General features: G+C 41.9%; 21 protein-coding genes. All 21 read left to right on the forward strand.

Features of this window, described 5'->3' with window-relative positions:
• Positions 1-100: 100 nt before the first annotated feature.
• The 21 genes from pyrH to ACNQGS_RS10710 all read left to right on the forward strand — a co-directional run bounded on the left by pyrH (position 101) and on the right by ACNQGS_RS10710 (position 23,263).
• The gene (gene pyrH / locus ACNQGS_RS10610; RefSeq protein WP_491487262.1) at positions 101-826 is read left to right on the forward strand and encodes a UMP kinase; all 726 of its coding nucleotides are present in this window, start codon (positions 101-103) and stop codon (positions 824-826) included.
• Positions 826-1,383 (forward strand): ribosome recycling factor, encoded by a 558-nt coding sequence (gene frr / locus ACNQGS_RS10615; RefSeq protein WP_213116333.1) that lies wholly within the window; start codon positions 826-828, stop codon positions 1,381-1,383. The genes pyrH and frr overlap by 1 nt, the downstream gene beginning before the upstream one ends.
• 248 nt (positions 1,384-1,631) lie before the next feature.
• A complete protein-coding gene (gene uppS / locus ACNQGS_RS10620) occupies positions 1,632-2,408 on the forward strand; it encodes an undecaprenyl pyrophosphate synthase (RefSeq protein ID WP_213140770.1) in 777 nt (258 codons plus the stop codon).
• 32 nt (positions 2,409-2,440) lie between these two features.
• The gene (locus ACNQGS_RS10625; RefSeq protein WP_491487263.1) at positions 2,441-3,229 is read left to right on the forward strand and encodes a phosphatidate cytidylyltransferase; all 789 of its coding nucleotides are present in this window, start codon (positions 2,441-2,443) and stop codon (positions 3,227-3,229) included.
• A 29-nt stretch (positions 3,230-3,258) separates the two neighbouring features.
• Complete coding sequence (gene dxr, locus ACNQGS_RS10630) at positions 3,259-4,401, forward strand: 1-deoxy-D-xylulose-5-phosphate reductoisomerase (RefSeq protein ID WP_491487264.1); 1,143 nt, start codon at positions 3,259-3,261, stop codon at positions 4,399-4,401.
• 87 nt (positions 4,402-4,488) lie between these two features.
• Positions 4,489-5,751: an RIP metalloprotease RseP gene (rseP, locus tag ACNQGS_RS10635; protein ID WP_491487265.1), complete on the forward strand. Its 1,263-nt coding sequence runs from the start codon at positions 4,489-4,491 to the stop codon at positions 5,749-5,751.
• Positions 5,752-5,905: 154 nt separating this feature from the next.
• A complete protein-coding gene (locus tag ACNQGS_RS10640) occupies positions 5,906-10,231 on the forward strand; it encodes a PolC-type DNA polymerase III (RefSeq protein ID WP_491487266.1) in 4,326 nt (1,441 codons plus the stop codon).
• A 255-nt stretch (positions 10,232-10,486) separates the two neighbouring features.
• Positions 10,487-10,957 carry a ribosome maturation factor RimP gene (rimP, locus tag ACNQGS_RS10645; RefSeq protein ID WP_213140765.1) on the forward strand — a complete coding sequence of 157 codons (471 nt, stop codon included), beginning with the start codon at positions 10,487-10,489 and terminating at the stop codon, positions 10,955-10,957.
• A gap of 38 nt (positions 10,958-10,995) precedes the next feature.
• Positions 10,996-12,123 carry a transcription termination factor NusA gene (gene nusA, locus ACNQGS_RS10650; RefSeq protein WP_491487267.1) on the forward strand — a complete coding sequence of 376 codons (1,128 nt, stop codon included), beginning with the start codon at positions 10,996-10,998 and terminating at the stop codon, positions 12,121-12,123.
• A gap of 17 nt (positions 12,124-12,140) precedes the next feature.
• The gene (gene rnpM / locus ACNQGS_RS10655) at positions 12,141-12,425 is read left to right on the forward strand and encodes an RNase P modulator RnpM (protein WP_213141303.1); all 285 of its coding nucleotides are present in this window, start codon (positions 12,141-12,143) and stop codon (positions 12,423-12,425) included.
• Positions 12,422-12,724 carry a YlxQ family RNA-binding protein gene (locus ACNQGS_RS10660; RefSeq protein ID WP_213140763.1) on the forward strand — a complete coding sequence of 101 codons (303 nt, stop codon included), beginning with the start codon at positions 12,422-12,424 and terminating at the stop codon, positions 12,722-12,724. Before rnpM ends, ACNQGS_RS10660 begins: the two co-directional genes overlap by 4 nt.
• 20 nt (positions 12,725-12,744) lie before the next feature.
• The gene (infB, locus tag ACNQGS_RS10665; RefSeq protein ID WP_491487268.1) at positions 12,745-15,057 is read left to right on the forward strand and encodes a translation initiation factor IF-2; all 2,313 of its coding nucleotides are present in this window, start codon (positions 12,745-12,747) and stop codon (positions 15,055-15,057) included.
• Entirely contained in the window at positions 15,057-15,335 is a 279-nt protein-coding gene (locus ACNQGS_RS10670) for a DUF503 domain-containing protein (protein WP_213141302.1), read from the forward strand. The genes infB and ACNQGS_RS10670 overlap by 1 nt, the downstream gene beginning before the upstream one ends.
• 17 nt (positions 15,336-15,352) lie before the next feature.
• Positions 15,353-15,724, forward strand: coding sequence for a 30S ribosome-binding factor RbfA (rbfA, locus tag ACNQGS_RS10675; protein WP_213140761.1), 372 nt, complete (start codon positions 15,353-15,355; stop codon positions 15,722-15,724).
• Between the two features lie 106 nt (positions 15,725-15,830).
• Positions 15,831-16,751 (forward strand): tRNA pseudouridine(55) synthase TruB, encoded by a 921-nt coding sequence (truB, locus tag ACNQGS_RS10680; RefSeq protein WP_491487269.1) that lies wholly within the window; start codon positions 15,831-15,833, stop codon positions 16,749-16,751.
• Positions 16,738-17,745: a bifunctional riboflavin kinase/FAD synthetase gene (gene ribF, locus ACNQGS_RS10685; protein WP_491487270.1), complete on the forward strand. Its 1,008-nt coding sequence runs from the start codon at positions 16,738-16,740 to the stop codon at positions 17,743-17,745. The genes truB and ribF overlap by 14 nt, the downstream gene beginning before the upstream one ends.
• Positions 17,746-17,904: 159 nt before the next feature.
• Positions 17,905-18,174, forward strand: a complete 270-nt coding sequence (gene rpsO, locus ACNQGS_RS10690) for a 30S ribosomal protein S15 (RefSeq protein ID WP_213116319.1) — start codon at positions 17,905-17,907, stop codon at positions 18,172-18,174.
• A gap of 220 nt (positions 18,175-18,394) precedes the next feature.
• A complete protein-coding gene (gene pnp, locus ACNQGS_RS10695) occupies positions 18,395-20,512 on the forward strand; it encodes a polyribonucleotide nucleotidyltransferase (protein WP_491487271.1) in 2,118 nt (705 codons plus the stop codon).
• Between the two features lie 116 nt (positions 20,513-20,628).
• Positions 20,629-21,576 carry a polysaccharide deacetylase family protein gene (locus ACNQGS_RS10700; protein ID WP_491487273.1) on the forward strand — a complete coding sequence of 316 codons (948 nt, stop codon included), beginning with the start codon at positions 20,629-20,631 and terminating at the stop codon, positions 21,574-21,576.
• 100 nt (positions 21,577-21,676) lie between these two features.
• Positions 21,677-22,915, forward strand: coding sequence for a M16 family metallopeptidase (locus ACNQGS_RS10705; protein WP_491487274.1), 1,239 nt, complete (start codon positions 21,677-21,679; stop codon positions 22,913-22,915).
• 105 nt (positions 22,916-23,020) lie between these two features.
• A complete protein-coding gene (locus tag ACNQGS_RS10710) occupies positions 23,021-23,263 on the forward strand; it encodes a YlmC/YmxH family sporulation protein (protein WP_423801705.1) in 243 nt (80 codons plus the stop codon).
• Positions 23,264-23,762 lie beyond the last annotated feature (499 nt).

The following is a 23,762-nucleotide window of genomic DNA, read 5'->3' on the forward strand; positions in this document are numbered from 1 at the left end:
ACAGGTTTGAAGTATTTGTAATTGATGTTTGAATAGGGGACACGCTGTGTTCCCTATTTTTTAAGATGAAAAAAAGTTAGAATTTTTTATGGAGGTTTATATGAACGGTCCTAAGTACAAACGCGTTGTGTTAAAATTAAGCGGAGAGGCTCTTGCTGGTGATTCGGGCTTTGGAATTAAACCATCTATCATCAAATCAATTGCCACTCAAGTAAAAGAAATTGCCGAGCTCGGTGTAGAAGTGGCCGTTGTTGTCGGCGGCGGCAATATTTGGCGCGGGAAGATTGGCAGTGAAATGGGGATGGACCGGGCAACTGCTGATTATATGGGGATGTTGGCAACGGTAATGAACTCTCTTGCGTTACAAGACAGTTTAGAGCACTTAGGGATTGAATCACGGGTACAAACCTCAATTGAAATGCGTCAAGTTGCAGAACCTTACATAAGACGCCGTGCGATCAGACACTTGGAGAAGAAGCGGGTAGTCATTTTTGCAGCAGGAACAGGAAATCCGTATTTCTCGACAGATACAACAGCGGCCTTAAGAGCAGCTGAAATTGATGCGGAAGTTATCCTGATGGCGAAGAATAATGTCGATGGTGTTTATTCTGCTGACCCACGTGTTGATTCAGGCGCTGTAAAATATGATGATCTTTCATTCCTTGATGTTTTAAAGGAAGGCTTGGCAGTTATGGATTCAACTGCATCATCCCTATGTATGGATAATGATATTCCACTTATTGTCTTTTCTATCATGGAGCAGGGCAATATCAAACGGGCTGTTATGGGTGAAAAAATCGGAACGATTGTTAGGGGGAAAAACTAATGGCAAAAGAAGTCATCAATTCCGCAAAAGAAAGAATGACAAAAGGAATTCAAGCTTATACTCGCGAGCTTGCCAGTATTCGTGCCGGCAGAGCGAGTGCTTCACTTTTAGATCGAATTACGGTCGATTATTATGGGGCGCCAACGCCTGTTAATCAGTTGGCGGGAATATCGACTCCGGAAGCCCGGTTATTGGTCATCCAGCCATATGATAAAACGATCCTTGGCGATATTGAAAAAGCGATTCTGAAATCTGATTTAGGCTTAAATCCTTCCAATGATGGTTCTATCATTCGGCTTGCAATTCCTCAATTAACAGAGGAGCGCCGTAAAGAATTGGTAAAAGTGGTGAAGAAGGAATCAGAAGAAGCGAAAATCGCGATCCGAAATGTTCGCCGCGATGCCAACGATGAGTTGAAAAAGCTTGAAAAAAATGGTGAAATTACAGAAGACGCCCTGCGCGGATACTCTGATGATATTCAAAAACTTACCGATGACCACATCCATAAAATTGATCAAATCACAAAAGATAAAGAAAAAGAAATTATGGAAGTGTAACGTAAATAGTAAAGAATGACCCTCTTTTTAGGGGGTTTTTTCACTATTAATAGAAAAATTTTAAAATACATAAGTTAGGATTGTTTGACATTATTCTTAATTCTTTCTATTTTACATAGTATGAAATGAGATATCTTTTTTCTTTTTTGGTATGATATAGGCATGCTGGATTTAAATCTACTACATACTATAACAAGTTCGATGAAGTTTATTATCGGAGGAAAGCTAATAATGGAGGAGCGCTTGCCATGTTAAATAAAATAAAAATCTGGAAGAACCAAAATAACTCTTCCACACTCCGAGATAAAATTGAAGAAATTAAAAAATTGCCGGTACCCGAACATGTGGCCATTATTATGGATGGAAATGGCCGATGGGCTAAAAAACGGGCACTGCCGCGCATTGCCGGTCATCATGAAGGGATGAAGGTTGTCCGAAAAACAACTATGCTTGCCAATGACCTTGGGCTAAAAGTGCTGACTTTGTATGCTTTTTCCACAGAGAATTGGAAAAGGCCAAAAAATGAAGTGGATTATATTATGAAGCTTCCAGAGGAATTCCTAGGAACCTTCCTTCCAGAATTGGTGGCCAATAATGTTCAAGTGAAAATGATGGGCTATAAGCATCAACTGCCAAAACATACTTTAAATGCCATTGAAAAGGCGATGGAACAAACAAAGAATAATACAGGACTTGTGTTAAACTTTGCTTTGAATTATGGAAGCAGGGCTGAGATTCTTGATGCGGTCAAGCAAGTCTTAAATGATTATAATAGTGGCATACTGAAGGAAACCGATTTAAATGAGGAGGCATTTTCCTCCTATCTAATGACTTCCAATTTCAAAGATCCTGACCTATTAATCCGGACAAGCGGCGAAATTCGCTTAAGCAATTTTATGTTATGGCAGTTAGCCTATTCGGAGTTTTGGTTTACTGATGTGTTGTGGCCAGATTTCAGTGAGGATCATTTGTTAGAGGCAATCGAAGTGTTTCAAAAGCGCCAGCGTCGATTTGGAGGAATATAAATTTGCAGTCAAAAAAGGTGTTGAAACAGTAAATGAAACAAAGAATTATTACAGGAGTCGTAGCAGCGGCACTTTTTTTGCCAATCGTATTTTACGGCGGGCTTCCGTTCGTATTATTGACTTATTTGCTAGCAACCATTGGGCTATATGAACTATTAAGGATGAAGGGCTTGAGCCTTTTTTCTCCATACGGGTTCCTTTCTCTGCTTTTCCTTTGGGTTATTTTATTCCCTGCACAATATAATGAAATAATGGCGGACTTTTACTATTCAAAAACGGAGCTAGGCATTGCATTTATTCTATTGTTATTGACCTATACGGTCATTACAAAAAATCGTTTTACTTTTGAGGATGCCGCTTTTACAGTACTTTCGGCAATTTATACAGGTATTGGTTTTTATTTTCTCATGGAGACGCGAGAAGCTGGTCTTGTGTATGTTTTTTATTCCTTATTCATCATTTGGGCAACGGACTCAGGGGCTTACTTTATTGGCAAGGCGATGGGCAAGAAGAAATTATGGCCGGAAATCAGTCCTAACAAAACGGTTGAAGGCTCAATTGGCGGTATTGTTTGTGCCGCTGTAGTGGCAATTATGTTTGCTATTTTTGGCGATATGAATGCCGGAATTGTTACAATAGTAGGCATGACTATCGTTCTATCCGTTTTTGGACAAATCGGAGATCTTGTCCAATCTGCCTATAAACGCCATTTTAATGTAAAAGATTCAGGAACCATTTTACCGGGACATGGAGGCATTCTAGACCGGTTTGACAGTTTATTATTTGTTTTGCCATTATTGCATTTTTTCCACCTTTGGTAAGAGGCTTTTCTTTTTAGGAGTTGACTTGTTTGAAGACAATTAGTTTACTGGGTGCGACCGGGTCCATCGGTACCCAAACCCTGGATATTTTCCGGGAGCACCCTGAAGAGTTTAAATTAGCTGCCATTTCCGTTGGCAAAAACATCGATTTAACGCGAAAAATAATTGCGGAATTTCAGCCTGAGCTTGTTTCTGTACAAACGATGGTTGATTATAATACATTAAAAGCAGAATTCCCTAAGCTTAAGTTTACGTTTGGCGAGGAAGGGCTGATTGAAGCAGCGGTTTATGACAAGTCGGATATTCTTGTCAATGCCGTTCTCGGCAGCGTAGGGCTAAACCCCACGCTGCAGGCGATTGAATGCGGGAAAACAATCGCAATCGCCAATAAAGAAACGCTGGTGACGGCCGGACATTTAGTGATCGAAGCAGCGAAGAAAAATAATGTGGCACTTCTCCCAGTAGACAGCGAGCATTCGGCCATTTTTCAAGCCCTGCAAGGAGAGAAGGAGAAAAACATTGAACGCTTAATTCTAACTGCCTCCGGCGGCAGTTTCCGTGACCGCACCCGTAGTGAACTGGAGGAAGTGACAGTTGAGGAAGCATTAAATCATCCGAACTGGTCGATGGGTGCGAAAATCACGATTGATTCGGCAACGATGATGAATAAGGGCCTCGAAGTTATTGAAGCACATTGGCTGTTTTCACTTGGCTATGAAAAAATTGATGTACTGCTTCACAAGGAAAGTATTATTCATTCTATGGTTGAATTCCATGATACAAGTGTGATTGCCCAGCTGGGAACACCGGATATGCGGGTACCGATTCAATTTGCACTGTCCTATCCGGACCGATTGCCTCTTACCACAGGGAACCGCTTAAATTTGGCGAAAATTGGGACACTCCATTTTCAGGAAATGGATATGGAAAGGTTCCGCTGTTTGAAGTTTGCCTATGAGGCTGGGAAAATAGGTGGGACGATGCCAACTGTTTTGAATGCGGCAAATGAAGCGGCAGTCGCAGCATTCTTAGAAGGAAAGATTCGCTTCCTGCAAATAGAAGATTTGATTGAGCAGGCGTTAAGTGCTCATCAAACGATTCGGCATCCGAGCTTAAGTGTAATCCAAGAGGTTGACAAGGAAACGCGGCAGTTTGTAAATTCACTGCTATAAAGTTAATAAGCGCCTTGACCAAGGGCGACAGACAGATATTGAGGTCTAAAGGTACTTTCTAAACCAAATAAAAAGGTGGTTTTATTATTGAGTACAGTCATTGCCTTTATTGTGATATTTGGCGCACTCGTTTTTTTTCATGAATTAGGACATTTTATTTTTGCAAAACGGGCAGGCATCCTTTGCCGCGAATTTGCGATTGGGATGGGTCCGAAGGTCTTTTCCCATAAAAAAGGAGAAACCACATACACTATTCGTCTATTGCCAATCGGCGGATTTGTCCGGATGGCTGGCGAAGATCCGGAAATGGTTGAAATAAAGCCTGGCTACCGAATTGGACTATTATTTGATAAGAACGGCCAAGCAACCAAGCTTATCTTGAATAATAAAGAAAAGTACCCAAATTGTCGTATTGTTGAGGTTGAATATGCAGATATTGAAAAGGACCTAATCATTAAAGGGTTCCCTGAGGATGACGATGAAAATTTGCAAACCTTTACGATTCATCCAAAGGCAGTCATTGTCGAAAATGGCGTAGCATCACAAATAGCACCATTGGATCGGCAATTTGCTTCAAAAACGTTAGGACAAAGATTTATGGCCATTTTTGCGGGCCCGATGATGAATTTTGTATTGGCATTTGTGGTATTTATTATCATTGCTTTATTGCAGGGAGTACCGACAAACGATCCGAAACTGGGTGAGATTACCCCGGATGGTGCCGCGAAAGCAGCAGGACTACAAAAAGGGGATATTGTCCAAAGTATCGATGGTTCTGAAATTAGCAGCTGGTCTGATGTTGTTGAAATTATCCGCAAGAATCCAAACGAAAAGCTTGATTTTTTAGTTGTACGTAATGGAAAAGAAATGGATATTTCGGTTACGCCTAATGAGAAAACGGTGGAAGGCAAAAAAATGGGGATTATCGGTGTTTACAGCCCAGTTGAAAAGTCGCCAGTCCAAGCCGTTACAGCAGGCGCCAAAGAAACCTATTTCTGGACAACGCAGATTTTTGTAATGCTCGGTAAATTAGTAACCGGACAATTTTCCATTGATGCCTTATCAGGCCCGGTTGGAATTTATGTTTCCACGGATGAAGTGGCCAAATCGGGGATCTTCTACCTCATGAAGTGGGCTGGAATTTTAAGCATCAACCTTGGGATTATGAACTTACTTCCAATCCCGGCATTAGACGGGGGAAGGCTGATGTTCTTCGCAGTAGAGGCCGTGCGCGGCAAGCCGATTGACCGTCAAAAAGAAGGTATGGTCCACTTTATCGGGTTTGCGCTGCTAATGCTGCTGATGCTCGTTGTGACCTGGAACGATATCCAACGATTTTTCTTAAAATAATTAAGCAGGGGCCGGTTTTTGGCCCCTTATTTTTTTGCTAAAAATGGATAAAGGTTTCTGTCGAATTAACCCGAATCTTTTCCGATGATATGGTATAATTACTTTCTGAAATAGACTAGAAAAAGAGATTTTTAAAGAGGGGAGAGATGAGAGGATGAGCGAAAATGCCTTAGGCAAAAAAGAGCGATTCCAACTCTTACTCCAGCAGCTGCAACTAACTGAAGATGCAGTCGTTATGCATTTCCAAAATGCGCAAATCGAAAGGCTACTGGTAGAAAAGAAAGCGAGAAAATGGCACTTTCAATTTTTATTAGAGAAAGTCCTGCCATTCAATGTATTCACGCGGTTTACTGCCCAAATCGAGCGAACTTTTTCAAACATTGCAGCAGTATCATATGATATAAAAGTTACTAATCAAGATAACGCCTCAGAATTAATCAGCGAATACTGGAGCTATTGCATCCAGCAAATTGATGGAATCTCCCCGCCGCTCATTAAACTTTTACATGAACAGTTGCCTGTGGTAAGCGGCAATAAGCTTACCGTTTCGGTTAGAAACGAGGCAGAGGGATTAACCCTAAAACGTAAATATGGGCCATTAATCGGTGAAATTTATCAATCCTTCGGGTTCCCGCTGTTTTCCTTTGAGATTGATATAAAAAGTGAAGAACATAACGAGGAATATCAACAATTTTTAATTGCTAAACAAAAGGAAGACCAAGAACGTGCCTTAATGGCAATGGTCGAAATGCAGAAACAAGATGCCGAGAAGGAGCAGGGAGGCGGTGATGTGCCGCAAGGTCCGCTTTCAATCGGTTTGACAATTAAGGATAACAACGAGCTCCGCAGCTTAATTGATATTGTCGATGAAGAAAGACGAGTTGTCGTCGAAGGTTATATATTTGATGCGGATATTCGCGAGCTGCGCAGCGGCCGCTCCTTGTTAACCTTTAAAATTACCGACTACACCAGTTCCATAATGGTTAAAATGTTCTCCCGCGACAAAGAGGACGCAAATGCCTTCCAACTTGTTAAAAAGGGAATGTGGGTAAAGGTTCGCGGCAGCATTCAAAATGATACTTTCGTTCGTGACCTTGTCATGATTGGTAATGATATTAACGAGATTAAGCCTGCTGGCAGGAAAGATACTGCTCCAGATGACGAAAAAAGGGTCGAACTACATTTGCATACCCCGATGAGCCAGATGGATGCCGTCACTCCTGTCGCCACTTTAATAGCCCAAGCAAAAAAATGGGGCCATAAAGCCATAGCTGTTACCGACCACGCCGGAGCCCAATCCTTCCCGGAAGCCTACAGTGCCGGGAAAAAGAATGATATAAAGATTCTTTATGGTGTAGAAGTGAATCTGGTCGATGATGGTGTACCGATTACCTTTAATGATGCCCACAGGCTTCTTGCTGAAGATACTTATGTCGTGTTTGACGTTGAAACAACGGGCCTTTCAGCCGTATACGATACGATAATCGAGCTTGCTGCTGTAAAGATTAGGAACGGCGAAATCATCGATCGGTTTGAATCATTCGCTAATCCGCATCATCGCTTATCAGCGACAACCATCAACCTGACAGGCATCACCGATGACATGGTGCAAAATGCTCCAGAGGTCGCTGAAGTTTTACAGAAATTCTATGACTGGACTGGGGATGCTGTCTTAGTTGCCCACAATGCTTCCTTTGATATGGGATTCTTGAATGTCGGTTATAAAAAAATTGGTATTGGAAAAGCCAAAAACCCTGTCATCGATACGCTGGAATTGGGCCGTTTCTTGTATCCAGAATTAAAAAACCATCGATTAAATACCTTGGCGAAAAAATTTGATATCGAACTGACCCAGCACCATAGGGCGATTTATGATGCAGAAGCAACCGGATACTTATTATTGAAAATGTTGAAGGATGCTCAGGAAAAAGAGATTATTTACCATGATGAATTTAATGATCACATGGGAAAAGGAAATGCCTATCAAAGAGCCCGTCCTTATCACTGTACGCTTTTGGCGCAGACTGAGCATGGGTTGAAAAATTTATTTAAGCTCGTTTCTATTGCACATATTGAATATTTTTATCGTGTACCGCGTATACCACGGTCGGTGCTGCAAAAATATCGCGAAGGAATACTTGTTGGTTCCGCCTGTGATAAAGGAGAAGTTTTTGAGGGGATGATGCAAAAGTCTCCTGACGAAGTGGAGGCCGTAGTAGGCTTTTATGATTATATCGAGGTTATGCCGAAACCGGTATATGCTCCGCTCCTTGAAATGGAACTGGTTCGTGATGAACGGGCGCTTGAGGAAATTATCAGCAACATCGTTGCACTTGGTGACAAGCTCGGAATACCGGTTGTAGCTACAGGTAATGTTCACTACTTGAACGAAAACGATAAGATATACAGAAAAATATTAATCAGCTCACAGGGCGGTGCTAACCCACTGAACCGCCATGAGCTTCCAGATGTTCACTTTAGAACGACAAATGAAATGCTTGATGCCTTTTCATTCTTAGGAAAAGAAAAGGCAAAGGAAATCGTCGTCACAAATACAAATAAAATTGCGGATATGATTGACGTCATAAAGCCAATAAAGGATGATTTGTACACACCTAGAATTGAAGGTGCCGATGAAGAAATGCGGGAAATGAGTTATGCCATGGCCCGGAAAATTTATGGCGACGAGCTTCCGGAAATTGTTGAGGCCCGTTTGGAAAAAGAATTAAAAAGTATCATTGGGCATGGATTTGCCGTTATTTATTTGATTTCCCATAAGCTTGTTAAAAAATCTTTGGATGATGGGTACCTGGTCGGATCGCGTGGATCGGTCGGTTCCTCATTGGTCGCGACAATGACGGAAATAACTGAGGTTAACCCCTTGCCTCCGCATTATATTTGTCCATCCTGCAAGCATTCGGAGTTTTTTAATGATGGTTCGGTTGGTTCAGGCTTCGATTTGCCTGATAAAGATTGCCCGCATTGCGGCACAAAATATCGAAAAGATGGCCATGACATCCCGTTTGAAACCTTCCTTGGCTTTAAAGGAGATAAGGTTCCCGATATTGATTTGAATTTCAGCGGAGAATATCAGCCCCGGGCCCATAACTATACGAAGGTGCTTTTCGGGGAGGAATACGTTTATAGAGCTGGAACAATTGGTACCGTTGCAGACAAAACGGCCTTTGGTTACGTTAAGGCCTATCAGCAGGACAATAACCTCCAAATGCGCGGGGCCGAAGTGGAACGGCTTGCTTCCGGCTGTACGGGTGTAAAAAGAACAACTGGTCAGCATCCCGGCGGTATCATCGTTATTCCTGATTATATGGACGTTTACGATTTTACGCCAATCCAATTTCCAGCTGATGATCGAAATTCGGAATGGAAAACGACCCATTTTGATTTCCATTCGATTCACGATAACGTTTTAAAGCTTGATATTCTCGGACACGATGACCCGACAGTGATCAGGATGCTGCAGGATTTGAGCGGTATCGATCCAAAAACGATTCCGACCGATGACCCTGAAGTAATGAAAATATTCAGCGGTACGGAATCCCTTGGGGTAACAGAAGAACAAATCATGTGTAAAACGGGAACGTTAGGCATTCCCGAATTTGGTACCCGGTTTGTTCGACAAATGCTTGAAGATACAAAGCCAACAACCTTCTCAGAACTTGTTCAGATTTCTGGTTTATCACATGGTACGGATGTTTGGCTGGGAAATGCACAGGAATTGATTCAGAATAAGACTTGCACCCTAAGTGAAGTAATCGGCTGCCGGGACGATATCATGGTTTACCTAATTTATCAGGGACTTGAGCCATCCTTCGCTTTCAAAATAATGGAATCCGTCCGTAAAGGAAAAGGATTATCGGAAGAAATGGAAGCGGAAATGAGAAGGAACGAGGTACCGGAATGGTACATTGACTCCTGTAAAAAAATTAAGTACATGTTCCCGAAAGCCCACGCTGCTGCATATGTCTTGATGGCTGTGAGGATAGCCTATTTTAAAGTTCATCTTCCCCTTCTTTATTATGCTGCTTATTTCACTGTCCGGGCAGAGGACTTTGACTTAGAAACAATGACGCGCGGCTCTGAGGCCATTCGTGCAAAAATTGGCGAAATCAATGCGAAGGGTTTGGAAGCATCGAACAAGGAGAAAAACCTGCTGACGGTGTTGGAGCTTGCGCTTGAAATGACTGAACGCGGCTATTCCTTCCAGAATTATGATTTATACAAATCGGATGCATCTGATTTTATCATTGAAGGGGATACGTTAATTCCGCCTTTCAACTCCATTCCAGGGCTGGGAACAAATGCTGCCGTAAATATTGTTAATGCCCGCGGTGCTGGAGAATTTTTATCGAAAGAAGACCTCCAGCAAAGAGGGAAGGTTTCCAAGACAATCCTTGAGTATCTGGACAAGCAAGGCTGCCTCAGTGCATTGCCTGAGCAAAACCAGCTTTCGCTGTTTTAACACCTTCCGCTTTTCTGACTCTAGCTCCTGTGCCTAGAGGCTCGGGGGCATAAGCCCCTGCGCAAGGCACTTCCGCTTTTGATATTTGCAACTAATTCATGGTTATGTTATAGTTTTATTGGAAATACTAAGACATACTCTCGTGTACAAGAGTGGGGATTCTCCCACTCTTTCGTGTTGTTTAGGATGGTTTTTCATCAGTATTTTAAACTTGCATAGCTACATAGAAGATATTGCTGGAAAAGGAGGTAGGGCATGAGTAAAGTCACCGAGGTTGTTGAAGAACTGGCTGCACCTATTTTTCAAGAGCTTGGCTTAGAATTAGTAGAAATTGAATACGTTAAAGAAGGAAAAAGCTGGTTCCTTCGCGTATATATCGATAAAGACACAGGCGTTGATATTGAAGACTGCGGAATTGTCAGTGAACGACTTAGTGAAAAACTTGATGAAGTGGATCCAATTCCTCATAACTATTTTCTTGAAGTATCATCGCCAGGTGCAGAACGCCCTTTAAAGAAGGATAAAGATTTTGAAAAAGCAATCGGGAAAAATGTTTTTATTAAAACTTATGAGCCTCTTGATGGTGAAAAAGGTTTTGAAGGGACTCTTTTAGCTTTCGATGGTCAAACTGTTACAATCGAAGTGAAAATAAAAACCCGTAAAAAAACGATTGAAATTCCATATGAAAAAGTGGCAAATGCAAGGCTTGCTGTAACGTTTTCTTAAACTTAGAAAAATACAATAGAATAGGGGGAAATACTCAAATGAGCAGCGAACTAATAGATGCTCTTATTGTCCTGGAAAGAGAAAAAGGTATTTCCAGGGATGTTTTAATTGAAGCCATTGAAGCAGCACTTATCTCGGCTTACCGCCGCAATTTTAATCAAGCGCAAAACGTCAGAATTGATTTAAACCTGGAAACTGGTTCAATGCGTGTTTTTGCACGTAAAGAAGTAGTGGACGAAGTGTTTGATCCACGTCTTGAAATTTCCTTAGAAGATGCTATAAGAATCAATCCAAACTATCAGGTTGAGGACATCGTCGAAATGGAAGTAACGCCGAAGGATTTCGGCCGAATTGCTGCCCAAACTGCTAAACAGGTTGTGACACAAAGAGTCAGAGAAGCGGAAAGAGGAATTATTTATTCTGAATTTATTGACCGTGAAGAAGATATCATGACTGGTATCGTCCAAAGACTCGATTCAAAATTTATTTATGTCAGCCTTGGTAAAATAGAAGCTCTGCTCCCAATCAATGAGCAGATGCCAAATGAACGTTATAAGCCGCATGATCGAATTAAAGTATTTATTACCAAGGTGGAAAAAACAACAAAAGGACCTCAAATATTTGTTTCAAGGACTCATCCGGGATTATTAAAACGTTTATTTGAAATCGAAGTGCCGGAAATCTATGATGGGACGGTAGAAATTAAATCCGTTGCCCGCGAAGCAGGCGACCGTTCGAAGATTTCAGTTCACTCCGATAACCCCGAGGTAGATCCAGTTGGATCCTGTGTTGGTCCGAAGGGTGCTCGCGTCCAAGCAGTTGTAAACGAATTAAAGGGCGAAAAAATCGATATTGTAAAATGGTCTGATGACCCGGTTGTTTTTGTAGCTAATGCGCTCAGCCCATCGAAAGTGCTGGATGTATCAGTAAATGAAGATGAGAAAGCGACAACGGTTGTCGTGCCGGATTATCAGCTTTCATTAGCAATTGGGAAACGCGGCCAAAATGCCCGTTTAGCGGCTAAATTAACCGGCTGGAAAATTGATATTAAATCAGAATCTGAGGCTCGTGAAATGGGGATTTATCCTCGTGAAGAAACAATTCGTCTATTCGATGATAGAGCGGATACTGATTTTGACGATTTTAACGATGAAGAAATAGATTAGATCAGAGGTGAATGATGGTGAACACAAAGAAAAAAGTTCCTATGCGGAAATGTGTGGCCACTGGTGAAATGAAGCCGAAAAAAGAACTCGTTCGCATCGTTCGCTCAAAAGAAGGAGATGTATCCGTCGATTTAACTGGAAAAAAATCGGGCAGGGGTGCATATCTTTCAAAGGAAAAAGATGCCGTCCTCTTGGCAAAGAAAAAGAATATTTTGGCAAACCATTTAGAGGTTACGATTTCCGAATCGTTATATGATGAACTGCTTGAGTTGATAGAGAAGGAGAACGGGTCGTCTAAATGAACGAAAACCAATGGATGTCATTGCTTGGACTGGCCAATCGAGCACGAAAGGTAATATCTGGTGAGGAGCTGTCCGTTAAGCAAATCCGCAGTGGAAATGCGAAGCTCGTTTTATTATCCGCAGATGCATCACAAAATACGACAAAAAAAATTACCGACAAATGTAATTCGTATGAGGTTCCAATTAAAATGGTTGAAAATCGTTATCTTCTTGGCCAGGCGATTGGCAAAGAGGCCCGCGTTGTGGCAGCCGTTTTGGATGATGGATTTGCCAAAAAACTTAAACAAGTGCTCGATTAAATCTTGCGGGGGTGAAAATAATGAGTAAAATGCGTGTTTATGAATATGCAAAAAAACATAACCTATCTAGTAAAGAAATCATTACAAAATTAAAAGAAATGAACATAGAGGTTTCAAATCATATGGCAACTCTAGAATCATCAGATATTAAAAAGCTTGATGCTGCCTACAATAAAAAGGAAAATAAAGAGCAGCAGAAAAAGACTGGAAATACGGCTGAACAAAACCGTAGCAATAACAATAATAATAACAATGGTCGACAAACTCAACAAAAGGTTCAGACAAAGCCTCAGGTACAGCCTAAAACAACGCCAAAGGCTTATGAGGAAGATGATGAAAAACTTGTCGTGCCTTCCAAAGTAAAGGTTGCTCCTGCAGCCCCAAAAGCCAAGGAAGGCAAAAAACACGAACAGGAATATCAATCCAAAGAAAATAAAGCATTTCAAGCTGGGAAAAACAAAAGTCGTCCCCATAATAATCAACAACAAAATCGTAATCATCAACAAAATAAGAAGCGGAATCATCAACAAAACCATACGCAGCAATCCCAAGCGCCACAAAAGAAGAAAGAGAAGGAGCTTCCAGCTAAAATTACCTTCAGTGAATCTTTAACGGTTGCAGAATTGGCCAAGAAGCTGCACAGAGAGCCTTCTGAATTAATCAAAAAGCTGTTCCTGCTAGGCATCATGGCAACGATCAATCAGGATTTAGACAAAGATGCGATTGAATTAATTGCTGGTGAATATGGTGTTGAGGTCGAAGAAGAAATTAAAGTTGATGCGACCGATTTGGAAATTTATTTCACAGAAGATACAGCGGAAAACCTAGTGGAACGCCCTGCTGTTGTGACAATCATGGGACACGTTGACCATGGTAAAACAACCTTGCTTGACTCCATCCGTAATACAAAAGTTACCGAGGGAGAGGCAGGCGGAATCACTCAGCACATTGGTGCCTACCAGGTAATCGAAAACGGAAAGAAAATTACATTCCTTGACACACCTGGACACGCTGCGTTTACAACAATGCGGGCCCGTGGTGCGCAAATTACAGATATTACAATCCTGGTGGTTGCTGCTGATGACGGTGTTATGCCGCAGACAGTGGAAGCAATTAACCATGCTAAGGCAGCCGAAGTTCCGATTATTGTTGCTGTTAATAAAATGGATAAACCAGCAGCAAATGCCGACCGGGTTATGCAAGAGCTTACTGAGCACGGTTTAGTAGCCGAGGCTTGGGGCGGGGATACTATATTTGTTCCGCTATCCGCTAAAACAGGTGAGGGAATCGACAGTCTTCTTGAAATGATCCTGTTAGTAAGCGAAGTAGAAGAATATAAAGCAAATCCAAAACGGAATGCAGTAGGAACCGTCATTGAGGCTAGATTGGATAAAGGACGCGGATCCATTGCAACCTTGCTTGTTCAGAATGGAACGCTAAAAATTGGCGACCCAATTGTCGTCGGAAATACATTCGGACGTGTGCGGGCAATGGTGAATGATTTAGGACGCCGGGTTAAGGATGCAGGTCCATCTACACCGGTTGAAATTACCGGACTAAGTGATGTACCTCAGGCTGGCGACCGCTTCGTTGTATTTGACGATGAGAAAACAGCCCGTCAAGTTGGAGAATCACGTGCTCAAATCGCATTGGTTGCCCAGCGCGGTGAAAAAACCCGCGTCAGCCTAGACAATCTCTTTGAACAATTAAAGCAGGGAGAAATGAAGGATCTGAATGTCATTTTGAAATCAGACGTTCAAGGTTCTGCAGAGGCGTTAGCTGCTTCCTTGCAAAAAATTGATGTCGAAGGTGTAAACATCAAAATTATCCATAATGGAACAGGCGCCATTAACGAATCTGATATCACGCTCGCAGCTGCTTCAAACGCCATTGTCATCGGCTTTAATGTTCGTCCTGACGTGAATGCCAAACGTGCAGCAGAAGCGGAAAAAGTAGATGTCCGTTTGCACCGCATTATTTATAAAGTCATTGAAGAGATGGAAGCGGCCATGAAGGGTATGCTTGATCCGGAATTTGTTGAGAAAGTTATCGGTCAGGCTGAGGTCCGCCAGACATTCAAGGTTTCAAAGGTCGGAACGATTGCCGGTTCATATATAATCGACGGGAAAATTACCCGTGATAGCGGTATCCGTGTCATTCGCGATGGGGTTGTTATTTTTGAAGGTGAGATTGATGCCTTAAAACGCTTCAAGGATGATGCCAAGGAAGTATCCCAAGGCTACGAATGCGGTATCACCATTAAAAACTTTAATGATGTTAAAGAGGGAGATATTATTGAAGCGTATGTAATGGAGGAAATCGAGCGGAAATGATAATCGGCGCCGCCGTTTGTGAATGCATCATTTACGATGCACATTCCTTAAAAGAGAAGCGAGCTGTTTTACAGCGAATTCTTACTCGTTTAAAACAAAAATTTAATGTGTCAGCAGCCGAGGTTGACTATCACGATGTCTGGCAGCGGACTAAAATAGCCATTGTGGCTGTTACGGCAGCGCGGGTCTCAACAGAACATGAGCTGCAGAATGCATTAAAACTAATTGACTCGTTTCCAGAGATAGAAAGAACAGTCACCGAAATGGAATGGCTTTAAATGAAGAGGTGAATTGAATGAGCCACAGACCAAATCGTGTTGGAGAGCAAATGAAGAAAGAACTGAGTGACATTATCGGACGCAAGATAAAAGATCCTCGGATTGGTTTTGTGACCGTTACAGACGTTCAGGTAACAGGCGATTTGCAGCAAGCTAAGGTGTTTATTTCGGTATTGGGTGATGATGAACAGAGGGAGAATACGCTTAAAGGCCTTGCAAAAGCAAAAGGATTTATTCGAAGCGAAATCGGCCATCGTATTCGCCTTCGCAAAACTCCCGAAATTATCTTTGAATTCGACGAATCCATTGATTATGGGAATCGCATCGAAACACTTCTTCATGATTTACATTCGGACGGAAGCCCGATGGAAAAAAATGAAGAAGAATAACTCATCTTATACCAAATAGTTTGCATATCCTCACAAATGAGGAAAATGGATAGACGAAAAAGTCTATCCATTTTTTTCGGGGATGACAGGAAAGAGGTTGTGAAAATTGGAAGGCATTTTACCATTATTGAAGCCGGCGGGGCTTACCTCTCATGATTGTGTTTTCAAATTGCGGAAGATCTTAAAAACAAAGAAAATCGGTCATACTGGAACACTTGACCCTGATGTAACCGGAGTTCTCCCAATCTGTATCGGGAAAGCGACAAAAATAGCCGAGTATATTACAGATGCAGGCAAGGCGTATGAAGGGGAAGTAACCATTGGTTTTTCCACGACAACGGAAGATGCTTCTGGTGAAGTGGTGGAAAAAGAAATGGTTAACCGGACCATCAGCCGCGAAGAAATTCTAAAGGTACTACAGTCGTTAACCGGCGAAATTGAGCAAACACCGCCAATGTATTCCGCCGTTAAAGTGAATGGGGTCCGTCTTTATGAATATGCCCGAAAAGGAATTGTCGTGGAACGCCCTTCAAGGAAAGTCATGATTTATTCGATTAACCTTCTAGATGAACGGACTGAATTCGCCGGCGAGACCATCAGCTTCCGCTTTCAGGTTAGCTGCAGTAAAGGCACTTATATTCGAACCTTAGCTGTCATGATTGGTGAGGCTTTGGGGTTTCCAGCGCATATGTCGAAATTGGTAAGGACGCGATCGGCTTCGTTCACACTTACTGATTGCCTTACGCTTGAAGAAGTGGAAAGGTTAATGGCAGAAGGGAGCATTTCACAGGTTTTACGACCATTGGAATCGGCACTTTCTCATTTGCCGAAAATGCAGATTAATGATAAAGTAGCAGAGAAAGTGAAAAATGGTGCACTTTTAGAAATTCCAGAGAATTTAAAAACTTGTGACGGACCTATTATTGCCGAAACGGCTGAAGGGCTGGCGCTTGCTATCTATGCAAAGCATCCCAATAAGCAAGGCCTCTTAAAGCCGATGAAGGTTCTAAGAAATGAACTCGAATAAAGGTTCCTGTATAGAAAAGGTGAGTTTGAAGTTGGAAGTAAAAAGATTAAGTTTTCCACTAAATGTGTCAGATCTGCAGGCGCTGCCTCCCTTATCGATGGCCCTTGGTTATTTCGATGGCGTGCATCGCGGGCATAGGCAGGTAATACTTGAAGCAAAGAAGCAAGCTGATGAACAAGGACTGTCAAGCGCAGTCATGACTTTTGACCCTCATCCTTCCGTGGTTTTAGGGAAAAATGAAAAGCATGTAAAATCCATTACCCCATTAGCAGAAAAGATCAGAATTATCGAGGGAATGGGTATTGATTATCTTTTTGTCGTTCACTTTACCATAGAATTTGCCAATCTTCTGCCTCAAGAATTTATTGACCAATACGTTATCGGGCTGAATGTGCAGCATGCGACCGCTGGCTTTGATTTTACCTACGGCCGGATGGGCAAAGGGACGATGGAGACCATTCCATTTCACTCAAGGGAGAAATTTACCTTTTCAGTTATACCGGAATTTACCGAGGGGAACGAAAAGGTGAGCTCGACCAGAATTCGCCGACTTCTTAAAGAGGGGACTGTTGAGGAACTTTCGCACCTTTTGGGAAGGTATTACACAACTTCAGGGTATGTCGTCCATGGTGATAAACGCGGACGGACCATTGGTTTTCCGACGGCAAATATTGAATTAAATGATGAATACATTATTCCCCCTACAGGTGTTTATGCGGTAAGGATGATGGTTAGCGGCAGTATGCATAATGGTGTTTGTAATGTTGGCTATAAGCCTACCTTTAATAAGGAGGCAGTCAAGCTGTCGATTGAAGTTCATTTATTTGATTTTCATAAGGATATCTATGGGGAGGATGCTGTAATTGAGTGGCATCTATTCCTGCGAAATGAACAAAAGTTTTCTGGAATAGAAGAACTTGTAAAGCAAATTGAAAAAGATAAAAATAAGGCTTTGGAATATTTTGCGGAAAAACACAAGCTGCTTGATGTATAGAAGAAGAGAAGTTTTCCTATAATATATGATGGAATGAACTTGCATTTTACGACAAAACATTGTATTCTTAAATACGTACTAAATGAACCTTTGCTTGGCAAGTCGAATCACCGACGCTTGCTCGGCATGAGGGGATTGAGAAATAGGAGGTGAACCTGGATGGCAATCACACAAGAACGTAAAAACGAAATCATCAATGAGTATAAAACTCATGAGAACGACACAGGATCTGCTGAAGTTCAAATCGCTGTCCTTACAGAATCAATCAACAATTTGAACGAGCACTTACGTACTCATAAGAAAGATCATCACTCACGCCGTGGTCTTTTGAAAATGGTTGGTAAACGTCGTAATCTTTTGACTTACCTGCGTAACAAAGATGTTCAACGTTACCGCGTGTTAATCAATAAGCTTGGTCTACGTCGTTAGTTTACAGAAGCGGGATTTTTCCCGCTTTTTTGTTAGCTTTTAAAAGTTATTGAATATTTCATACATAATTTTTAAGTCATGATTTTTTGTGCATACTAATACTAATTTGGTTTGAAATCACAAGCGTTTTCGCTTTTTTATAGTTACATTAGAAAGATGATACCAGCGAATAAGTTTCGCATCATCCTCCTAAGTGATTTAGATAGAGAGGGGTAAAAATATGGATCAGCAAAAACATGAGTATTCCATGGATTGGGCCGGCCGCAATCTGACAGTTGAAATTGGACAACTAGCCAAACAAGCTAACGGTGCAGTCTTGGTCCGTTATGGAGATACAGCCGTTTTAAGTACGGCCACAGCGTCTAAGGAGCCTAAGAACCTAGACTTTTTTCCATTAACAGTGAATTATGAAGAAAGATTATATGCAGTCGGTAAGATTCCCGGAGGCTTTATTAAACGGGAAGGACGTCCAAGTGAAAAGGCGATTTTGGCAAGCCGATTGATTGACAGACCAATTCGTCCGCTTTTCGCAGATGGTTTTCGTAATGATGTTCAAGTAATCAGTATTGTCATGAGTGTGGATCAGGATTGTTCTTCAGAAATGGCCGCGATGTTTGGGTCATCACTGGCTTTATCGGTATCGGACATCCCTTTTGAGGGCCCGATTGCCGGCGTCGTAGTCGGCCGTGTAAATAATGAATTCGTGATCAATCCAACGGTGGAGCAGACTGAAAAGAGTGACATCCACCTAACGGTTGCCGGTACAAAGGATGCTATTAACATGGTGGAAGCAGGGGCCGATGAGGTACCTGAAGAAATCATGCTTGAGGCTATCATGTTTGGCCATGAAGAAATCAAGCGGTTAATTGAATTCCAAGAGAAAATCGTTGCTGAAATCGGCAAAGAAAAAAGGCAGATAAACCTGTATGAGCTTGACAAGGAGCTTGAAGCAAAGGTACGGGAAATGTGTGAAACAGACATGATCAGTGCCATTCAAGTTCAAGAAAAGCATGCTAGAGAAGCTGCCATCACTGATGTAAAGAATCGAGTATTGGCTCATTTTGATGAGCAGGAAGCTGCCGATGATGAGCTAAAACAGGTTAAACAAATTTTGGACAAGATGGTCAAAGGTGAAGTCCGCCGCTTAATCACGGTTGAAAAAGTGCGTCCGGACGGCCGAAAGATTGATGAGATTCGTCCTTTATCATCCCAAGTAGGGATCCTGCCGCGTACCCATGGTTCGGGGTTATTTACAAGAGGACAAACCCAAGCGTTAAGCATTTGTACCCTTGGTGCAATGGGGGATGTGCAAATTCTTGATGGTCTTGGAATTGAAGAAGAAAAACGCTTTATGCACCATTATAATTTCCCTTCCTTCAGCGTAGGGGAAACTGGACCAATCCGTGGGCCAGGCCGCCGGGAGATTGGCCATGGTGCACTAGGGGAGCGTGCCCTAGAGCCGATTGTGCCATCTGAAAAGGATTTCCCATATACGATTCGACTTGTATCAGAGGTGCTTGAATCCAATGGGTCTACTTCGCAGGCAAGTATTTGTGCCAGCACATTAGCCATGATGGATGCCGGTGTACCAATTAAAGCACCTGTTGCCGGTATCGCTATGGGTCTTGTGAAATCAGGAGAGCACTATACCGTTTTAACGGACATTCAAGGGATGGAAGACCATCTTGGCGATATGGACTTTAAAGTAGCCGGTACAGCCAAAGGTGTTACTGCTCTGCAAATGGACATTAAAATTGAGGGTCTTTCCCGTGAAATTTTAGAAGAAGCATTGCAGCAGGCCAAAATCGGAAGAATGCAGATCCTTGATTCCATGCTTGCTACACTTGCTGAACCAAGACCTGATCTTTCGCGGTTTGCGCCAAAAATTCTGACCATGACGATTAATCCGGATAAGATCCGCGATGTTATTGGACCTAGTGGGAAGCAAATTAACAAAATTATTGAAGAAACTGGGGTTAAGATTGACATCGAACAGGATGGAACGATTTTTATCGCTTCTGCTGATTCTGAAATGAATCAAAAAGCGAAGAAAATTATTGAAGATATTGTCCGTGAAGTTGTCGTAGGGGAATTGTATCTTGGTAAAGTAAAACGGATTGAAAAATTCGGTGCCTTCGTTGAAATCTTTGCCGGCAAAGACGGATTAGTCCATATTTCTGAACTGGCCGAAGAGCGGGTAGGAAAAGTCGAAGATGTCGTGAAAATCGGCGATGAAATTTTAGTAAAAGTGACCGAAATTGATAAACAAGGCCGCGTTAATTTATCGCGTAAAGCTGTCCTGAAGGAACAGAAGGAAAAAGCTGAACAAAATCAATAATCGTTTAAAAAGTCAGGAGGCCGCTCCTGACTTTTTCTTTTTCTATTGGCATGCTTTATCATCGTTCTACCTTGTCCCTGCTCGTCATAATCTGTATAGAAGGGGGAAGAGGAAGAATGAAAAAAAAGATAATTATCGCGGTAATTGTGCTTGCTGCTTTCCTTATTGTAAATAGTCCAATTGTACATAATTATGTTTCCGCCTTAAAGGGATCAGCACTTCCGGCAGTAAAGGAGACGGATTCCTTATACCAAAGCATTGTAAAAAATGCGCCTGAATATGAGAAACCGCCTTCAGATGCGAAAATTGATCCGGTTTGGAAGGCGATACCGGGATACAATGGCCTTGAAGTTGACCTGGCTGCTTCTTATCAAAATATGAAAAAGAAAGGCACTTTTGATGAGAAAAAGCTCGTCTTTAAACAGGTGAAGCCTAAAGTGCAGCTTAAAGATCTGCCGCCCTCCCCTATTTATAAGGGGCATCCCGATAAACCGATGGTCAGCTTTATCATTAACGTTGCCTGGGGAAATGAATATTTATCAGATATATTGGCAACGTTAAAAAATCATAATGTATCGGCAAGTTTTTTTCTAGAAGGCAACTGGGCTAAAAAGAACCCTGAGTTAGCCAAAATGATTGTTAGTGCCGGGCATGAGGTAGGAAACCATTCGTATTCCCACCCGGATATGGCAAAGCTTACAGCTGCCCAGACCAGAGAACAAATGGTGAAAACCAATGAAGTGATCGAAGCCGTGACCGACAAAAAGACAGAATGGTTTGCTCCTCCGAGCGGCAGTTATCGCGACGAAACAGTCAAAATCGCAGATGAATTAAACATGAAAACAGTCATGTGGACGGTAGATACTGTGGACTGGAGAAAGCCTTCTCCAGATGCCTTAATTAACCGGGTAATGGGTAAGATTGGCAATGGGTCGTTAATCCTCATGCACCCAACCGAATCGACGGCAAAATCTTTAGATCGATTAATTACCTTAATCGAACAAAAGAATTTACAGATTGGGACGGTTTCTGAATTAATGAGCGAGGAAAGGGTCATAAAATAAATTGAGGGAAGAAATACCTAAAAGTTGGAGAATATAGTGATTATAGGTATAATTAACAATTGGGAAGTAGCATCTGTTGTTTATAGACAGGAGGAAGTCGATGATTAACAAATACACGTGCCAAAATGGAGCAAGAATTGTATTAGAACAAATCCCTACCGTAAGGTCCGTTGCCATTGGTATCTGGATTGGAACGGGATCAAGAGATGAAAATCCTGAGACAAACGGGATTTCCCATTTCCTTGAACATATGTTTTTTAAAGGAACCACTACCAAAACTGCTAAAGAAATTGCTGAATCCTTTGACAGCATTGGCGGTCAGGTAAATGCGTTTACCTCAAAGGAATACACATGCTATTACGCTAAGGTACTCGATACCCATTCAAAGTTTGCTTTAGACGTATTGGCAGATATGTTCTTTAACTCTACCTTTGTGGAAGAGGAATTAAAGAAAGAAAAAAATGTGGTTTTAGAAGAAATTAAGATGTATGAAGATACACCTGATGATATTGTTCATGATTTGCTGAGCAGGGCTGTTTATGAAGACCATCCGCTTGGTTATCCAATTCTAGGAACTGAAGAAACATTGAACTCTTTTACAGGCAATACGTTAAAGGAATATATTCATGAACGATACACACCTGAAAATGTTGTGATTTCGATTGCAGGTAATGTTCCAGAAAGCTTCATTCAAGAAGTGGAAGCCTACTTTGGCTCCTACCAAGGAGGAAGTACAACAGTACAAGAAAATGTTCCTGTTTTCCATGCCAACCGGATTTCACGGAAAAAGGAAACTGAACAGGCCCACCTTTGTATCGGGTTTAAAGGATTAAAGGTTGGTCATGAAGATATTTATAGCTTGATTACCTTGAATAATATTCTGGGTGGAAGCATGAGCTCCAGATTATTTCAAGAGGTACGTGAGCAAAGAGGTTTGGCTTATTCCGTTTTTTCCTATCATTCTGCTTATCAAGACAGCGGCATTGTGACCATTTACGGCGGTACCGGGGCAAAGCAATTAAATGTATTGTTTGATACTGTTCAGGAAACGCTTGATAAATTAAAACAAACAGGCATAACGGAAAAGGAATTAACGAACAGCAAGGAACAGCTGAAGGGCAGTCTTATGTTGAGTCTGGAAAGTACGAACAGCCGGATGAGCCGAAACGGAAAAAATGAACTCCTTTTAAAGCGTCATCGCTCGCTTGATGAAATCATTGAACAAATTGATGCAGTAACAAAAGAAAGCGTAGACAAAATGACAAGGGATGTATTTACTGATAAGTATTCCGTGTCGTTAATCAGCCCTGACGGAGAATTCCCATCCAATTTAGCATAATTAACGAAAAAAACAGTTTGCCTCGGTGAACTGTTTTTTTCTTTATTCTAAATAAGGACTTCCCTCTATAAATATATAGTAAGTGAGGAATAGGGGGCGGCTTATATGAGGTTGAGTGAATTAAGCGGAAAAGAAATTGTCGATGTAAAAAAGGCAGAGCGCCTTGGTGTCTTGGGCCAAACAGATCTAGAAATAAATGAAAGCACAGGTCAAATCCAGGCGCTCTTAATCCCGTCCGTCAAATGGTTTGGATTGAGAAAGCAAGGGGATGAAATACGAGTACCCTGGCAACACATTAAAAAGATTGGGTCTGATATGATCATTATAGATGTTCCCGAAGAAGATTAATAATGATTGTGCCTGCTATCGGGCCTGTTGATTTCCGCTCCGGGCACTCGCTTTCCGCGGGGAGGTCCTGAAGCCTCCTCGGCGCTTTTTGCGCCTGCGGGGTCTCCAGTGACCTCTATTTCCCGCAGGAGTCGAGTGCCCTCCGCTCCAATCAACAGGGTAGCCAAATCAACCTAAAGAATGCGACACACATTTTCCATTCTTGCTAAATGTGTTGCATTCTTTTTTATATTTTGGCAATCTGAGTTGATAAGCGGTTTTTCGCCTGGTACTAATTAATAGAAACATTTCACTTTAGCTAACTTTTTGTGCTTAAACAGTTATTTCACCACTTTATTTATATTATTTATTGTGAGTGAAAGGTCTTTGTTGAATAACCTGTTGATTGGAGCGGAAGGTGCGAAGACTCCTGCGGGAGTACGGGGCCGAGTTATCATGAACGAAACTAGCTCCTATTCGTAAATACGTAGGTTAATTTGGTTAGAATGTTTACTGGAAG

It is taken from the genome of Neobacillus sp. PVCKKU3, assembly GCF_058323225.1.